This window comes from Pseudomonas sp. JL27(2026), assembly GCF_056933555.1.
Map to the genome: position 1 here is coordinate 2,074,066 of NZ_CM167794.1, position 15,004 is coordinate 2,089,069.

Consider the following 15,004-nt stretch of genomic DNA (forward strand, 5'->3'; position numbering starts at 1 on the left):
CGGCACAAGTTCGCAACAATTGTGGTGCAGAGTGCTTCGAAGATGAAAATGCCGGCCTTCTGAAGCCCCAAGTCAGGTAGAATGCGCGCCCGGTTTTTGGAGAAGCTCATGACCCTGCTCAAATTCAGCGATGTGTCCCTTGCTTTCGGCGCTATGCCGTTGTTGGACAAGGTGTCCTGGCAGATCGCCCGTGGTGAGCGGGTGTGCATCATCGGCCGCAACGGCACTGGCAAATCCAGCATGATGAAGCTCGTCAAAGGCGATCAGAAGCCTGATGACGGCTCTGTTTGGCGCGCACCAGGCCTCAAGATCGGCGAATTGCCGCAAGAACTGCCGGTGGCCGACGAGCGGACCGTGTTTGACGTGGTGGCCGAAGGTCTGGACGGTGTGGGCGAGCTGCTCGCGCAGTATCACCACCTGAGCCAGAACATCGTCACCGACGCCGACCTGGACAAGCTGATGCACGTCCAGCATGACCTCGAAGCCCGTGACGGCTGGCGTTTGCAGCAATTGGTCGACAGCACGTTGAGCCGTCTGCAATTGCCGGCCGACAAGACCCTCGCCGAATTGTCCGGCGGCTGGCGTCGTCGCGTCCTGCTGGCCCAGGCCCTGGTTTCCGAACCGGACCTGTTGCTGCTCGACGAACCGACCAACCACCTGGACATCGGTGCCATTGCCTGGCTGGAAGAGGCGTTGAAAGATTTTCAGGGCGCCGTGCTGTTCATCACGCACGACCGTTCGTTCCTGCAAAACCTTGCCACCCGCATCCTGGAACTGGATCGCGGCGGCCTGATCGACTGGAACGACGACTACGCCAGCTTCCTCGTTCACAAGGAAGCCACGCTGGCGGCTGAAGAGACCGCCAACGCGTTGTTCGACAAGAAACTGGCCCAGGAAGAAGTCTGGATCCGCCAGGGCATCAAGGCTCGTCGCACCCGTAACGAAGGTCGCGTTCGCGCCCTCAAGGCGTTGCGCGTCGAGCGTAGCGAGCGTCGTGAGCGCACCGGCAAGGCCAACATTCAGCTGGATACCGCTGACAAGTCCGGCAAGCAGGTAATGGTCCTCGAGAACGTGAGTTTCGCTCACCCGGGTGGCCCGTTCCTGATCAAGGATTTCTCCATGGTCTTGCAGCGCGGCGACCGTATCGGTCTGCTGGGCGCCAACGGTACTGGCAAAACCACGTTGCTGAAGCTGATGCTCAGCGGTTTGCAGCCAACCAGCGGCACGGTTGAAGAGGGCACCCGGATCGACGTGGCCTATTTCGACCAGTTGCGCCATCAGTTGGACCTGGAAAAGACTGTGATCGACAACGTCGCTGAAGGTCGTGACTTCATCGACATCGACGGTCAGAGCCGCCACGTGTTGAGCTACCTCGGTGATTTCCTGTTCAGTCCGCAGCGTGCCCGCACGCCGGTCAAGGCGCTGTCGGGTGGCGAGCGTGCCCGTCTGTTGCTGGCCAAGCTGTTCAGCAAGCCGGCTAACTTGCTGGTCCTCGACGAACCGACCAACGACCTTGATGTGGAAACCCTCGAGCTGCTGGAAGAGGTCTTGCTGACCTTCAACGGCACTGTGCTGATGGTCAGCCACGACCGGGCATTCCTCGATAACGTGGTTACCAGCACCCTGGTCTTCGAAGGTGAAGGCAAGGTTCGCGAGTACGTCGGTGGTTACCAGGACTGGCTGCGTCAGGGTGGCTCGCCGCGCCTGCTGGGCGTGACCGAGAACAAATCCGGCAAGGCCGAGCTGAACTCTGCAGTGGTCGCTGCCGCACCTGCGCCCGTAGCGGCAGTAGACGCGCCGGTGGCCAAGAAGAAGCTCAGCTACAAGCTGCAGCGCGAGCTGGAAGCATTGCCGGGTGATATCGACGCCAAGGAACAGCAGATTGCTGCGGTGCAAGCCGAAATGGCCGATGCCGGCTTCTATCAGCGCCCGGCCGCGGAGACTGCCAAAGTGATCGCTCAGGTCGAGCAATTGCAGGCTGAGCTGGATGTATTGGTGGAGCGTTGGGCCGAGTTGGATGCCTGACTGACCCCGCAATAAAAAAGCCCGGCGCTCAGTAATGAACGCCGGGCTTTTCATATGGAATGCGAGTGAGAGGCGACGCGAGCCCTGATGTGGGAGGTGTTGTCAGCTTTTGATCAGGCGAACGGCCAGCACATCGCAGGGGGCACCGTGCAGCACGTCATTGGCGGTGGAGCCCAGCAGCAGCGCCAAACCGTGGCGGCCGTGACTGCCGACGACGATCAGGTCGCACGCCTGCTCCTTGGCCAGGTGATGGATTTCCTGTCGGGGCTGACCGTAGGTCAGGTGGCTGTATTCCTGGGACAGTTCAGGGTACTTGAGGATCAATCGATGAAGTCGCTCCTTGGCCTGATCGAACTGTTGCTGCTGCAATTGCGACAGGTCCATCGGCACGTCACCACCAAAGGCCATGGCCATCGGTTCGACAATGTGAACCAGGGACAGTTTGGCGCCGTTGCTGACCGATAATTCGCGGGCGCGGTGAATCACAGGATCGCACTCTTCGGTTAGATCTACGGCGACCAGAATGTGGTGGTAGGGCATGAGGTGCTCCTCCTGAGGATTGCGATAACGGTAAGTATGGCTGGTTTCAAGCGGATTGGTTCCGACGTGGATCAATGCGCCCATCAAGAATCGGGAGTACAGATATGACGGTCTGGATAGTGGTGTCAATCCTGGCGGTGGTCCTCAGCCCTTTGGCGTGGCTGCGCCCGTCCCGTGGCCAGAGCGGGCGCATGAACCTGCGCATGGAGGCCCGTCGCATCGGCCTGGCCATGCAGTTGGCGCCGCAGGAGTGGCCGCACTGGTTCGACCAGGAGGCGCCGAACCCGTGCGCGCAATACCATCGGCCGCGTCGTGGCACCCAGCCCGATTGCTGGAGCTACTGGCAGACGGCGCCGGGTGTGTGGGTCAATCAATGGCGAGAAGTTTGTCAGGATGAGTCCTTGCTGATTCATTTCGGGAAATTGCCGGCTAATGTCTACAAGATTGAAGCAGACAAGCAAATGATTGCCCTGTATTGGGGGGAGAGGGGCGAGGCGAGTGTTTTGCAGGACATTGCCAGTGTGCTCAAAGCCCTCGCTTGAGCGCTTGCGCACTGGAGTGACAGTGGTTTTTGGGTCGGGCATAAAAAACCCGACATCATCATCGGGCTGAGATTGGCCAGGCAGGCCGGTAAGCTGTTCAAACCATCGCGTCCGCCGAGGCGTGGTGTTGCATTTGCGTCAAGCGTTCGCTGATGGCGCTCCTGTTTTTTCTTTCAAGATGCCTCAAGCCTAGCCGGTGAAAATCGGCTCTGCCGAGAATTAGGGCGACGTTTCTAACAATTGATTCTATGAATGGCTGCACATGCACCCGCATGTTGCAGATCTTCGTGGTACGGAAGTGACCGTAAAGTCGTGTTTAAACCCGCATTTTGGGCGATTGACAATTGTCGGAAATTCCGTGAAGGTGGCGTACCCAAATCAAACGGGCGTATGAATTGAGCGTTTGTATTACAGATAGCTCCTACAGAATCCCGACTATCGCGTTGGCGGGTGTGCCTGGTGGAATGGCGTTAGCATCGACGGTAACGTCCATGCCGAGCCAGAACGTCAGCGTCCGACGTGTACTGTTCAGCTTCCATATCGTGGAGATCAGTTGATGATTTACGAAGGTAAAGCCATCACGGTTAAGGCTCTTGAAAGTGGCATCGTCGAATTGAAATTCGACCTCAAGGGTGAGTCCGTCAACAAGTTCAACCGTCTAACCCTGAACGAACTGCGTCAGGCCGTAGACACCATCAAGGCAGATGCTTCGATCAAGGGTGTGATCGTCAGCAGTGGCAAGGACGTGTTCATCGTCGGCGCCGACATCACCGAATTTGTCGAGAACTTCAAGCTGCCTGATGCAGAGCTTGTTGCAGGCAACCTCGAAGCCAACAGGATTTTCAGCGATTTCGAAGACCTCAATGTCCCGACCGTAGCCGCGATCAACGGCATCGCTTTGGGCGGCGGTCTGGAAATGTGCCTGGCGGCGGACTACCGCGTCATGTCCACCAAGGCCAAGATCGGTCTGCCGGAAGTCAAGCTGGGCATCTACCCAGGCTTCGGCGGCACTGTTCGCCTGCCGCGCATTATCGGTGCCGACAACGCCATCGAGTGGATTGCCGCCGGTAAGGAAAACCGCCCTGAAGACGCGCTGAAAGTCGGTGCAGTCGACGCTGTGGTTGCTCCAGAGAAACTGCAGGAAGCGGCTCTGGAACTGATCAAACGTGCCATCGCAGGCGAGTTCGACTTCAAGGCCAAGCGTCAGCCGAAGCTGGAAAAGCTCAAGCTGAACGCCATTGAGCAAATGATGGCTTTCGAAACCGCCAAAGGTTTCGTGGCCGGCCAAGCGGGCCCGAACTACCCGGCGCCGGTTGAAGCGATCAAGACCATTCAGAAAGCCGCGAACTTCGGTCGCGACAAAGCGCTGGAAGTTGAAGCCACAGGTTTCGTCAAACTGGCCAAGACCTCTGCTGCGCAGAGCTTGATCGGTCTGTTCCTGAACGATCAGGAGCTGAAGAAAAAAGCCAAGGCCTACGACGAAATCGCCAAAGACGTGAAGCAGGCTGCCGTACTCGGCGCTGGCATCATGGGTGGCGGTATCGCTTATCAGTCGGCCTCCAAAGGCACGCCGATCCTGATGAAGGACATCAATGAGCACGGTATCGAGCAGGGTCTGGCTGAAGCCGCCAAGCTGCTGGTCGGCCGCGTTGATAAAGGTCGCATGACCCCGGCGAAAATGGCTGAAGTACTGAACGGCATTCGTCCGACCCTGTCCTACGGCGACTTCGGTCACGTGGATCTGGTGGTTGAAGCGGTCGTTGAGAACCCTAAGGTCAAGCAAGCCGTTCTGGCCGAAGTCGAAGACAAGGTCAAAGAGGACACCATCCTAGCGTCCAACACCTCGACCATTTCCATCACCTTGCTGGCCAAGGCCCTCAAGCGTCCGGAAAACTTCGTCGGCATGCACTTCTTCAACCCGGTGCACATGATGCCGCTGGTTGAGGTTATCCGTGGCGAGAAGTCCAGCGAGCTGGCTGTTGCCACCACCGTTGCCTACGCCAAGAAAATGGGCAAGAACCCGATCGTCGTCAACGATTGCCCGGGCTTCCTGGTCAACCGCGTGCTGTTCCCGTACTTCGGCGGTTTCGCCAAGCTGGTCAGCGCCGGTGTGGACTTCGTCCGTATCGACAAGATCATGGAGAAATTCGGCTGGCCAATGGGCCCGGCATACCTGATGGACGTGGTCGGCATCGACACCGGCCACCACGGTCGTGACGTGATGGCTGAAGGCTTCCCGGATCGCATGAAGGACGACCGTCGTTCGGCCATCGACGTGCTCTACGAAGCCAAGCGCCTGGGTCAGAAGAATGGCAAGGGCTTCTACGCCTACGAGACCGACAAGAAGGGCAAGCAGAAGAAAGTCGCCGACCCGTCGGTACTCGAAGTGCTCAAGCCAATCGTCTTTGAACAGCGTGAAGTGTCTGACGAAGACATCATCAACTGGATGATGATCCCGCTGTGCATGGAAACCGTGCGTTGCCTGGAAGATGGCATTGTCGAAACCGCCGCCGAAGCCGACATGGGCCTGGTCTACGGTATTGGTTTCCCTCCATTCCGTGGTGGCGCACTGCGCTACATCGATTCGATCGGTGTGGCAGCGTTCGTTGCCCTGGCTGACCAGTACGCTGATTTGGGCGCGCTGTACCACCCGACTGCGAAGCTGCGCGAGATGGCCCAAAACGGCCAGAGCTTCTTCGGTTAAGCGCCCAATCGACTAGAGCGAGAATATTTATGAGCTTGAATCCAAGAGACGTCGTGATTGTCGACTTCGGTCGTACTCCGATGGGCCGCTCCAAGGGCGGCATGCACCGCAACACCCGCGCCGAAGACATGTCGGCGCACCTGATCAGCAAACTGCTGGAACGTAACGTCAAGGTCGATCCGAGTGAAGTCGAAGACGTGATCTGGGGCTGCGTGAACCAGACCCTGGAGCAGGGCTGGAACATCGCCCGCATGGCGTCCCTGATGACTCAGATCCCGCACACGGCTGCCGGTCAGACCGTCAGCCGCCTGTGCGGCTCGTCCATGAGTGCCCTGCACACGGCTGCGCAAGCGATCATGACAGGTAACGGTGACGTTTTCGTGGTGGGCGGCGTCGAGCATATGGGTCATGTGAGCATGATGCACGGTGTCGATCCGAACCCACACATGTCGCTGTACGCGGCAAAAGCCTCGGGCATGATGGGTTTGACCGCAGAAATGCTCGGCAAAATGCACGGCATCACCCGTGAGCAGCAGGATGCCTTCGGCGTGCGCTCCCACCAGCTCGCCCATAAAGCGACCCTGGAAGGCAAGTTCAAAGACGAAATCATCCCGATGCAGGGCTATGACGAGAACGGTTTCCTGAAACTGTTCGACTACGACGAAACCATTCGTCCGGAAACCACCCTGGAAAGCCTGGCGGCGTTGAAGCCGGCCTTCAATCCAAAGGGCGGCACCGTGACGGCGGGTACATCGTCGCAGATCACCGATGGTGCCTCGTGCATGATCGTGATGTCGGCGCAGCGCGCCCAGGACCTGGGCATTGCGCCGATGGCGGTGATCCGTTCGATGGCAGTGGCGGGTGTGGATCCGGCGATCATGGGCTATGGTCCAGTACCGGCTACACAAAAAGCACTGAAGCGCGCGGGTCTGAGCATCACCGATATCGACTTCTTCGAGCTCAACGAAGCTTTCGCTGCACAGGCCCTGCCAGTGCTGAAAGATTTGAAAGTACTCGACAAGATGAACGAGAAGGTTAACCTGCACGGCGGCGCGATCGCCCTGGGCCACCCATTCGGTTGTTCCGGTGCGCGTATCTCCGGCACCTTGCTCAATGTGATGAAGCAAAATGGCGGCACTTTCGGTGTGTCGACCATGTGCATTGGCCTCGGCCAGGGCATTGCCACCGTCTTCGAACGCGTTTAAGCGTCTCGTTGAGGGAAGCCGGGGCCAAGTGCCCCGGTTTTTGTTTTTCCGAAGATTTTTTGTCTTTATTTTTATGAGCGTTGTGAGAGGGCCAAAGCATGAAAGTCGAACCCGGGCTCTATCAGCATTACAAGGGGCCGCAGTACCGCGTTTTCAGCGTTGCGCGGCATTCCGAGACCGAAGAAGAAGTGGTGTTTTACCAAGCACTGTATGGTGATTACGGCTTTTGGGTGCGCCCCTTGAGCATGTTCCTGGAGTCAGTCGAAGTTGACGGCGAACAGGTCCCGCGCTTTGCTTTGGTGCAGGCTGAACCGAGCCTTTTTTCAAGGCCATAAGCTGAGAGCGCGCAGAACCCTGCGCTTGACCTCACCTTGTTGCCACTATATATAGCGGTGCCGCGTCAGGCGCCAACCGCCTTTCACTTCTAGAATTCAGGAATTTTCTGATCCATGGGCAAATCGCTGGTCATTGTGGAATCCCCGGCTAAGGCCAAGACCATCAACAAGTATCTGGGTAACCAATACGTGGTGAAGTCGAGTATCGGCCATATCCGAGACCTGCCCACCAGCGGTTCGGCTAGCGCCAGCAAAGAGCCTGCCGCCAAGCGCGGCAAGGCCGCTGCAGGTGAAGCGCCGGCGCTGTCGCCGAAAGAGAAGGCGCGCAAGCAGCTGGTCTCGCGCATGGGTGTCGATCCGGACCATGGCTGGAAAGCCAAGTACGAGATCCTCCCGGGCAAGGAAAAAGTCATCGAAGAGCTGCGCCGGCTCGCCAAGGATGCTGACACCATCTATCTCGCAACGGACTTGGATCGCGAGGGGGAAGCCATTGCCTGGCACCTGCGCGAAGCCATCGGTGGCGACGACAGCCGCTACAAGCGCGTGGTGTTCAACGAAATCACCAAGAAGGCGATTCAGGAAGCCTTCTCCCAGCCGGGCGAGCTGGACATTGATCGGGTTAACGCTCAACAGGCGCGCCGGTTCCTCGATCGCGTGGTGGGTTACATGGTTTCGCCACTGCTGTGGGCGAAGATCGCGCGTGGCCTGTCCGCAGGCCGTGTGCAATCGGTTGCCGTGAAGCTGGTGGTGGAGCGTGAGCGTGAAATTCGCGCGTTCAACCCGGAAGAATACTGGGAAGTACACGCCGACCTCGGTACCGCCAAGGGTGCCACTGTGCGCTTTGACGTGGCCCGCGAGAAAGGCGAGGCCTTCAAGCCGCTGAATGAAGCTCAGGCCATGGCTGCGCTGGAGAAGCTCAAGGCCTCCAGCTACAGCATCGTCAAGCGCGAAGACAAGCCGACCAGCAGCAAGCCATCGGCACCGTTCATCACATCGACCCTGCAGCAGGCCGCGAGCAACCGTCTGGGCTTCGGTGTGAAGAAAACCATGATGATGGCCCAGCGCTTGTACGAAGCCGGCTACATCACGTATATGCGTACCGACTCCACCAACCTCTCGGCTGATGCCGTGGCGATGGCGCGTACTTATATTGAAAGCGAGTTCGGCAAGAAGTACCTGCCGGAAAACCCGAACGTCTACAGCAGCAAGGAAGGCGCACAAGAGGCTCACGAAGCGATTCGTCCATCTGACGCCAACACCGAGCCAAGCAAGTTGTCGGGCATGGAGCGTGATGCAGAGCGGCTCTACGAGCTGATCTGGCGCCAGTTCCTGGCTTGCCAGATGCTGCCGGCCCAATACCTGTCGACCACCGTCACCGTGGGTGCCGGTGACTTCGAGTTGCGCGCCAAGGGCCGCATCCTGAAGTTCGACGGTTACACCCGCGTTATGCCGCAAATCGCCAAGCCGGGCGACGATGATGTGCTGCCAGACATGGCCCAGGGCGATGCGATGAAGCTGATCAAGCTTGATCCGACCCAGCACTTCACCAAGCCGCCGGCGCGTTTTTCGGAAGCGAGCCTGGTTAAAGAGATGGAAAAGCGTGGTATCGGTCGTCCTTCAACCTACGCTGCGATCATTTCGACCATTCAGGACCGCGGTTACGTTGCGCTGCATAACCGTCGTTTCTACTCGGAGAAGATGGGTGACATCGTTACCGAGCGCTTGTCCGAGAGCTTCTCCAACCTGATGGACTACGGCTTCACCGCCGGCATGGAAGAGAACCTCGATGACGTCGCCCAGGGCGAACGTGACTGGAAAAGCGTGCTCGACGAGTTCTACGGTGACTTCAAGAAAAAACTTGAAGTCGCCGAGAGCCCGGAAAACGGCATGCGCGCCAATCAGCCGGTCATGACTGATATTCCGTGTGTGACCTGCGGTCGTCCGATGCAGATTCGTACCGCATCGACCGGCGTGTTCCTCGGTTGCTCAGGCTACAGCCTGCCACCGAAAGAACGCTGCAAGGCCACCGTCAACCTCGTGCCGGGCGACGAAATCGCGGCGGACGATGAGGGTGAGTCGGAGTCGCTGGTGCTGCGTGGCAAGCACCGCTGCCCGATCTGCAGCACTGCAATGGATGCTTACCTGTTGGATGAGAAGCGCAAGCTGCACATCTGCGGTAACAACCCGGATTGCTCGGGCTACGAGATTGAAGAGGGCAGCTATCGCATCAAGGGCTACGAAGGTCCGAGCCTGGAGTGCGACAAGTGCGGCAGCGAGATGCAGCTCAAGACGGGCCGTTTCGGCAAGTTCTTCGGGTGCACCAATGCAACCTGCAAAAACACCCGAAAACTGCTGAAAAGCGGTGACGCGGCGCCGCCGAAGATGGACCCGGTGAAGATGCCTGAACTCAAGTGTGAGAAGGTCAACGACACCTACATTCTGCGTGACGGTGCTTCCGGCCTGTTCCTGGCGGCCAGTCAGTTCCCGAAAAACCGCGAGACCCGTGCTCCGCTGGTGATCGAGATCGTGCCGCACAAGGATGAGATCGATCCGAAGTACCACTTCCTCTGCGACGCGCCGAAGAAGGATCCGGATGGCCTGCCTTCAGTGATCCGTTACAGCCGCAAGACCAAAGAGCAGTACGTGCAAACTGAAGTCGAGGGTAAGCCGACTGGCTGGAAAGCGTACTACGACGGCGGCAAGTGGACAGTTGAAGACAAGCGTCCAGCCGCGAAAGCGTAAAAGACGCTGCACACAAAAGGCCGCATGAAAATCCTCGGGTTTTCATGCGGCCTTTTGTTTTGGGCTTGCGGTCAGATCGGATGATCCACGACACTGTCTGATCTGCATCACGCATCTAATCTCGTTGTGGAGACTGCCGTCATGGCTTTTGAGCTCTATACCCGTACCAATCAGAAAATTTACTTTGCCGGTCTATCGCTTGAGGCGCTGGCCCGGGCTGAAGAAGGGCGGGAGATGAATTCCCTGGCACTGATTCAGGCGGGTCGCGAATCTACGCTGTTTCACCTGTACGGTGCGTTGCTGGGGCTGTGCCATGAAATCGCCGGTTTCTACCGTTTGCCGCAGGCCAATGCTCCACGGGCAGAGATGCTGCTGACGCATGAGATCCTCGAAACCATTGCCATCCCCGAGATGGCTGAGATGGTTGAGTTGGCACACAACCCCGAAACCTGGCTGGCGAAACTGCTCGCGGCCCACGCAGCGATGTTCCAACCGCCGCGTGCGCCCCACAAACCCAAGGGCGATGTGACGCAGCCATTGATTGTGGCGGTCAATCTTGACGAGGAGCAGGCGCCGGAGTTGAGTCGCGAGGAGCTTGAGAGCTGGCGTCAGAACCTGAAAGGGTTGGCGATCCGCTTTCGCGAAGGTCTGAACGAGTGCTAGGCACATAACCGGGCCGGGCACCGTGTGCCGTTGGTCCCTTCAGGGATGAAGCATGTCTCGCGTATTGCATAACAAAAAACTGCGTCAGCTCTTCGAACAATCGAATGCGGACGTCGAAGCTGCCACCAGTCCCTCGGATTTGCTTGATGTAACCAGGCGGATCGAGGCGTTTGGTGGGCCATTAGAGTTTGATAACGCCACGCCCAAGTTGTTTCGCAACATTGGTTTCGCACTGATCGCGGCCACTGTGTTTTTCATACCGTTGCTACTGTTCGGGCTTGGATTCTTGCTTGGCAGTTGGCTGGTGATGGATAACAGGTCAGGCTTGGTGGATGCGCTTTCCAAAAAAATCGCTCAAAAATCGGCGATGTTTACCCATGGGTTGAATGAAGAGTTCAATCCCGATGTAAGCGTTCTCGAGAGTCTGCGCGCAGAGTTCAAGGAGTTTCATCGAGGCTCCTACAGTCGCCAATTAATGAAAACGGTTCAGGGTACTTACCTCGGCGCGCTTCATGAACTGCCCTTCACTTACCAGCACTTTCAGTATGTAGATCGCGAAACTCGCGAAACCAAGGTGCCAGATGGTGCGGGCGGGACCAAGGTTGAAACCAAGACGATAGATAGCAAGTATGCACGGCATAGCCTGGTACTGAGCTTTCCATGGATCGCGAGCGTACGTGTGCGCGGTGATCGGTTCGGGGCGCTGGACCTTGAAGAAACACTGGATACAACGTCCAGTGAATTCAACCGTGCGTTTCACCTGACAGGCGAAACGCAGATGGCCTGTGCCCTCTTTGCCAAGCCAGCCACGGTATTGCACATGATGCAGCTCATTGAGCAGTTGAGCGACGTCAACCTGGAGTTTTCGGGGCAGGGTCGGCTGTGTCTGAGTTTCAGCGATACGGGTGTGCTTGAGGCAGAGGCATCACAGGGTCTGAAGAATTTGCAGGGCTTTAATCGGCTTATCGAGACGGGCATCCGATTCCCTCGTCTGGACTTGCTGCTGTTGTGGGTTCATCGATTGGCCGAGTTACACGACGACAATTTTGCGCCTTCCGCGAAAACCGTAAAAAACATGGAGTATTAGACGATGGGTTTGTTATTGATTATTGCGGTCGTGGTCGGGATTACCTTCTGGACCTGTTCCAACCGAATCATTGGCCGGCATAACCGTGCGCAGCGCGCCTGGGCGGATGTCCTGGTGTATGAGCGGCAGAAAACCAGGGTGCTTGATTTGCTTGAACAGCAGGTTGTGAGTTTCAAGGAGTACGAAGGTGCGCTGTTGGAAAAGATCACGGGGTTGCGCTCGGCTATCGGCAGGTTGCCCCAGGAGGCCAATGGTGGGGCTCTACTGCCCGTGCAACAGGGAACGCGGGAATTGTTGGCAGGATTGAACGTGGCATTTGAGGCTTATCCAGAACTCAAGGCCAATGAATTGTTTAACAGCTTCATGCGGGAAATCACCGAACAGCAAGAAAATATCGGTGCGGCGATTACCCTCTTCAACAGCGCGGTAGAGGTTTTCAACAATTCGATCCAGATGTTCCCCGGCTCCCTTGTTAATGGCTTTCTTAACAAAAAGTCGGTGATCGTGCCATTTTCTGATTCCCAGGCTTCAGCGGCTTTTGAGTACAAGCCGAATTTTTGAAGGAGGGGGCATTAGGGGAGGGGCGATCAGGGGGAATGGCCGACCGCAAGAAGTTTTTCGGAATGGTTGGCTGATGACCGTTCCTCAAGATCCCGAGCGAAGCCTGGCCGATGCCTATATAATCCCGGCCTTTCGTGGAGAACAGACCTTTATGCCAACGTCCTTTCTAGAAATTGTCGAGTTACCAGACGGCCGTATTGAGCTGCGCAGGGCCGAGGACGAGGGTTCTCTGGTTACTTTGGATTTCTCCGAGGATGCCAAGGCTTTCTTGCAGGGCCAGCACGTTGAAGTCGCCAAGGCGATGTTGAGCGTCGGTGTGCAGATGGCGGGACGCCTGGTTGAAGGTGAGTTCGACAAAGAAGAAGGGTCGCGGGTTCTTCACTGATTCCGTTTGTCGGTTTTTGGTAAGAAATTATCGCTGCTCGATTTTTACTGATCGGCTTCTCTGTCCTGGAGAAGCCCTGCGTCTTCAAGTGCACATTGCGTGACACTTAACCGAGTCGAATATTCAGGCTTTGTGCCTCTCCAATGCGGGCGGCGCTGCTCAACTGTTGCCGGGAGGCGCTATTCAGTGGGTTCAACCAGCTGACGACGGTGTGGCTGCGCCCCAGGCGTAACGCTTCGCAGGTCAGTTGCAGGGCACTTTGTGTGCCGCGCGGTTGTAAAAGCAGAATGCGCTCGCGGTTCAGGCCGGCGTCACGAAGCCAGGTTTGAGTCAGGCTCGCCGGTGGCGCAATCAGTGTCAGCCAGCGAGCGTCCTGCTCCTGGCTCAGTTCTCTCAGGATGGGTGCAAGCAGGCTCAGGCAGTTCCCGGCGGCGCCACGCAAAGACAGTTCGCTGAACACTTCGGGTTCGGCGATCCAGGGCGACTGCACTGTCTCTTTCAGGGTTGGCGCCAATGGCTGAACCATGAAGGCTTCGAACAAGGTCAGTTGTGCCTGCTGTGGTAGATGTGGGAACTGCATAAAGCCTCCTTTAGCGGCGTATGACGCCGACGCTCAAGCCTTCGATCACCAGATCCTGATCTTTCAGATTCACCTCGATAGGCGCGAATTCAGGGTTTTCGGCAATCAGCCAAACTTTGCTGCCGTCGCGCTTGAAGCGTTTTACCGTCACTTCATCGCCGATCCGTGCCACAACGATCTGGCCATTGCGGGCTTCACGGGTGGTATGGACTGCCAGCAAGTCGCCATCAAAGATGCCGACGTCCTTCATGCTCATGCCGTGTACACGCAACAAATAGTCGGCGCGAGGATGGAAGAAGGCAGGATTGATGTTGCAGGATTCTTCGATGTGTTGCTGGGCCAGAATCGGCGCACCTGCAGCAACCCGGCCAATGATCGGCAGGGTGGACTCGTCGGCCTTGGCTTCAAAGCCTGGAATGCGAATGCCGCGTGAAGCACCGGGTGTCATTTCGATAGCGCCCTTGCGGGCCAGTGCCTTTAGGTGTTCTTCCGCCGCGTTGGGCGATTTGAAACCCAGTTCCAAGGCGATTTCCGCGCGGGTGGGCGGATAGCCGTTGTCTTCGAGGCAGCGTTTGATAAAAGCCAGAATCTCAGCTTGGCGGGGCGTCAGTTTTAGCATGTCGATCGCTCTGTCTTTTTATACAGTGACTGGGATTATATACAGTGAAGCATTCTTGGCAATCCTCGATTTTTTACCGTCCGCTGGACGGTCGTCCCGCAGATCATCGGCCCAACGTCTGTAGGACTGGCTACAGCTTTCGGCAGGTATGGTTAAATAGCTGACCGACCATTCGCAAAACGAACTGCCAGCCTTGACAAGACACAAGCTGAAACGTATGTTTCAAACAAGTGTTTGTCAGGCGGAGTAGCCATGGCCCAGTCGGAAACCGTAGAACGCATTCTTGATGCTGCCGAGCAGTTGTTCGCGGAAAAAGGGTTTGCTGAAACTTCATTGCGGCTGATCACCAGCAAGGCGGGTGTCAACCTGGCGGCAGTGAACTATCACTTCGGCTCGAAAAAAGCGCTGATCCAAGCGGTGTTTTCGCGCTTTCTCGGGCCGTTCTGTATCAGCCTCGATCGTGAACTGGAGCGTCGTCAGGCCAAGCCTGACAACAAGCCTTCTCTGGAAGACCTGCTGGAAATCCTCGTGGAGCAAGCGCTGGTCGTGCAGCCCCGCAGCGGCAACGATCTTTCCATATTCATGCGTTTGCTGGGGCTGGCGTTCAGTCAGAGCCAAGGCCATTTGCGCCGTTATCTGGAAGACATGTACGGCAAGGTTTTCCGTCGTTACATGCTGCTGGTCAACGACGCCGCACCGCGTATTCCGCCTATCGAACTGTTCTGGCGCGTGCATTTCATGCTCGGCGCGGCTGCGTTCAGCATGTCGGGGATCAAGGCCTTGCGTGCTATTGCCGAGACTGATTTTGGTGTCAACACTTCCATTGAGCAGGTGATGCGCCTGATGGTGCCGTTTCTGGCGGCTGGCATGCGCGCCGAAACCGGCGTCACTGATGACGCCATGGCCGCCGCCCAGTTGCGCCCTCGCAGCAAGTCGGCACCGGTGGCCGCCAAGGTTTAGCCGCACACGGGTGGGCGCGGCAGCTTACATCCGCTAAGCTAGCCGCCCATGCCGAC

14 protein-coding genes are annotated in these 15,004 nt (G+C 57.4%); 11 read left to right on the top strand and 3 right to left on the bottom strand.

The genetic code is table 11. The features are described from left to right. Positions 1-108: 108 nt before the first annotated feature. Positions 109-2,025, top strand: coding sequence for an ATP-binding cassette domain-containing protein (locus AC1Z1G_RS09400; protein WP_483626612.1), 1,917 nt, complete (start codon positions 109-111; stop codon positions 2,023-2,025). Between the two features lie 102 nt (positions 2,026-2,127). Here AC1Z1G_RS09400 and AC1Z1G_RS09405 read toward each other — a convergent pair whose 3' ends face one another. Continuing rightward, positions 2,128-2,565 (bottom strand): universal stress protein, encoded by a 438-nt coding sequence (locus tag AC1Z1G_RS09405; RefSeq protein ID WP_483626614.1) that lies wholly within the window; start codon positions 2,563-2,565, stop codon positions 2,128-2,130. 104 nt (positions 2,566-2,669) lie between these two features. Between AC1Z1G_RS09405 and AC1Z1G_RS09410 the strand changes: the two genes are divergently transcribed. The 9 genes from AC1Z1G_RS09410 (at position 2,670) to AC1Z1G_RS09450 (ending at position 12,789) form a co-directional block, all read left to right on the top strand. Further along, a complete protein-coding gene (locus tag AC1Z1G_RS09410; protein WP_483626616.1) occupies positions 2,670-3,107 on the top strand; it encodes a hypothetical protein in 438 nt (145 codons plus the stop codon). 556 nt (positions 3,108-3,663) lie between these two features. Further along, the gene (gene fadB, locus AC1Z1G_RS09415; protein WP_483626618.1) at positions 3,664-5,811 is read left to right on the top strand and encodes a fatty acid oxidation complex subunit alpha FadB; all 2,148 of its coding nucleotides are present in this window, start codon (positions 3,664-3,666) and stop codon (positions 5,809-5,811) included. 29 nt (positions 5,812-5,840) lie between these two features. Continuing rightward, on the top strand, positions 5,841-7,016 hold the full coding sequence (fadA, locus tag AC1Z1G_RS09420) for an acetyl-CoA C-acyltransferase FadA (protein ID WP_483626620.1): 1,176 nt from the start codon (positions 5,841-5,843) through the stop codon (positions 7,014-7,016). A 98-nt stretch (positions 7,017-7,114) separates the two neighbouring features. Further along, positions 7,115-7,351 (top strand): DUF1653 domain-containing protein, encoded by a 237-nt coding sequence (locus tag AC1Z1G_RS09425; RefSeq protein ID WP_347905115.1) that lies wholly within the window; start codon positions 7,115-7,117, stop codon positions 7,349-7,351. A 114-nt stretch (positions 7,352-7,465) separates the two neighbouring features. Next, entirely contained in the window at positions 7,466-10,093 is a 2,628-nt protein-coding gene (gene topA / locus AC1Z1G_RS09430) for a type I DNA topoisomerase (protein ID WP_483626622.1), read from the top strand. A gap of 141 nt (positions 10,094-10,234) precedes the next feature. Next, on the top strand, positions 10,235-10,756 hold the full coding sequence (locus AC1Z1G_RS09435; protein ID WP_483626624.1) for a DUF6586 family protein: 522 nt from the start codon (positions 10,235-10,237) through the stop codon (positions 10,754-10,756). A gap of 52 nt (positions 10,757-10,808) precedes the next feature. Beyond that, a complete protein-coding gene (locus tag AC1Z1G_RS09440) occupies positions 10,809-11,843 on the top strand; it encodes a hypothetical protein (RefSeq protein WP_483626626.1) in 1,035 nt (344 codons plus the stop codon). Between the two features lie 3 nt (positions 11,844-11,846). Continuing rightward, positions 11,847-12,404, top strand: a complete 558-nt coding sequence (locus AC1Z1G_RS09445; protein WP_483626628.1) for a LemA family protein — start codon at positions 11,847-11,849, stop codon at positions 12,402-12,404. A gap of 151 nt (positions 12,405-12,555) precedes the next feature. Continuing rightward, the gene (locus AC1Z1G_RS09450; protein ID WP_046041430.1) at positions 12,556-12,789 is read left to right on the top strand and encodes a hypothetical protein; all 234 of its coding nucleotides are present in this window, start codon (positions 12,556-12,558) and stop codon (positions 12,787-12,789) included. A 106-nt stretch (positions 12,790-12,895) separates the two neighbouring features. Here the strand turns inward: AC1Z1G_RS09450 and sulA are convergent, their stop codons facing one another. Beyond that, positions 12,896-13,369 carry an SOS-induced cell division inhibitor SulA gene (gene sulA, locus AC1Z1G_RS09455; protein ID WP_483626630.1) on the bottom strand — a complete coding sequence of 158 codons (474 nt, stop codon included), beginning with the start codon at positions 13,367-13,369 and terminating at the stop codon, positions 12,896-12,898. A gap of 10 nt (positions 13,370-13,379) precedes the next feature. After that, positions 13,380-13,988, bottom strand: a complete 609-nt coding sequence (lexA, locus tag AC1Z1G_RS09460; RefSeq protein WP_339544700.1) for a transcriptional repressor LexA — start codon at positions 13,986-13,988, stop codon at positions 13,380-13,382. A 252-nt stretch (positions 13,989-14,240) separates the two neighbouring features. Between lexA and AC1Z1G_RS09465 the strand changes: the two genes are divergently transcribed. Further along, positions 14,241-14,948, top strand: a complete 708-nt coding sequence (locus AC1Z1G_RS09465) for a TetR/AcrR family transcriptional regulator (RefSeq protein ID WP_347905119.1) — start codon at positions 14,241-14,243, stop codon at positions 14,946-14,948. Positions 14,949-15,004: the final 56 nt, after the last annotated feature.

Excerpts from the sequence above, each read along its gene's own strand:
- fadB (WP_483626618.1), top strand. The coding sequence starts at position 3,664 with ATGATTTACGAAGGTAAAGCCATCACGGTTAAGGCTCTTGAAAGTGGC.
- topA (WP_483626622.1), top strand. The coding sequence starts at position 7,466 with ATGGGCAAATCGCTGGTCATTGTGGAATCCCCGGCTAAGGCCAAGACC.
- AC1Z1G_RS09405 (WP_483626614.1), bottom strand. The coding sequence starts at position 2,565 with ATGCCCTACCACCACATTCTGGTCGCCGTAGATCTAACCGAAGAGTGC.
- AC1Z1G_RS09425 (WP_347905115.1), top strand. The coding sequence starts at position 7,115 with ATGAAAGTCGAACCCGGGCTCTATCAGCATTACAAGGGGCCGCAGTAC.
- AC1Z1G_RS09410 (WP_483626616.1), top strand. The coding sequence starts at position 2,670 with ATGACGGTCTGGATAGTGGTGTCAATCCTGGCGGTGGTCCTCAGCCCT.
- fadA (WP_483626620.1), top strand. The coding sequence starts at position 5,841 with ATGAGCTTGAATCCAAGAGACGTCGTGATTGTCGACTTCGGTCGTACT.
- AC1Z1G_RS09450 (WP_046041430.1), top strand. The coding sequence starts at position 12,556 with ATGCCAACGTCCTTTCTAGAAATTGTCGAGTTACCAGACGGCCGTATT.
- lexA (WP_339544700.1), bottom strand. The coding sequence starts at position 13,988 with ATGCTAAAACTGACGCCCCGCCAAGCTGAGATTCTGGCTTTTATCAAA.
- AC1Z1G_RS09465 (WP_347905119.1), top strand. The coding sequence starts at position 14,241 with ATGGCCCAGTCGGAAACCGTAGAACGCATTCTTGATGCTGCCGAGCAG.
- AC1Z1G_RS09440 (WP_483626626.1), top strand. The coding sequence starts at position 10,809 with ATGTCTCGCGTATTGCATAACAAAAAACTGCGTCAGCTCTTCGAACAA.
- AC1Z1G_RS09435 (WP_483626624.1), top strand. The coding sequence starts at position 10,235 with ATGGCTTTTGAGCTCTATACCCGTACCAATCAGAAAATTTACTTTGCC.
- AC1Z1G_RS09445 (WP_483626628.1), top strand. The coding sequence starts at position 11,847 with ATGGGTTTGTTATTGATTATTGCGGTCGTGGTCGGGATTACCTTCTGG.
- AC1Z1G_RS09400 (WP_483626612.1), top strand. The coding sequence starts at position 109 with ATGACCCTGCTCAAATTCAGCGATGTGTCCCTTGCTTTCGGCGCTATG.
- sulA (WP_483626630.1), bottom strand. The coding sequence starts at position 13,369 with ATGCAGTTCCCACATCTACCACAGCAGGCACAACTGACCTTGTTCGAA.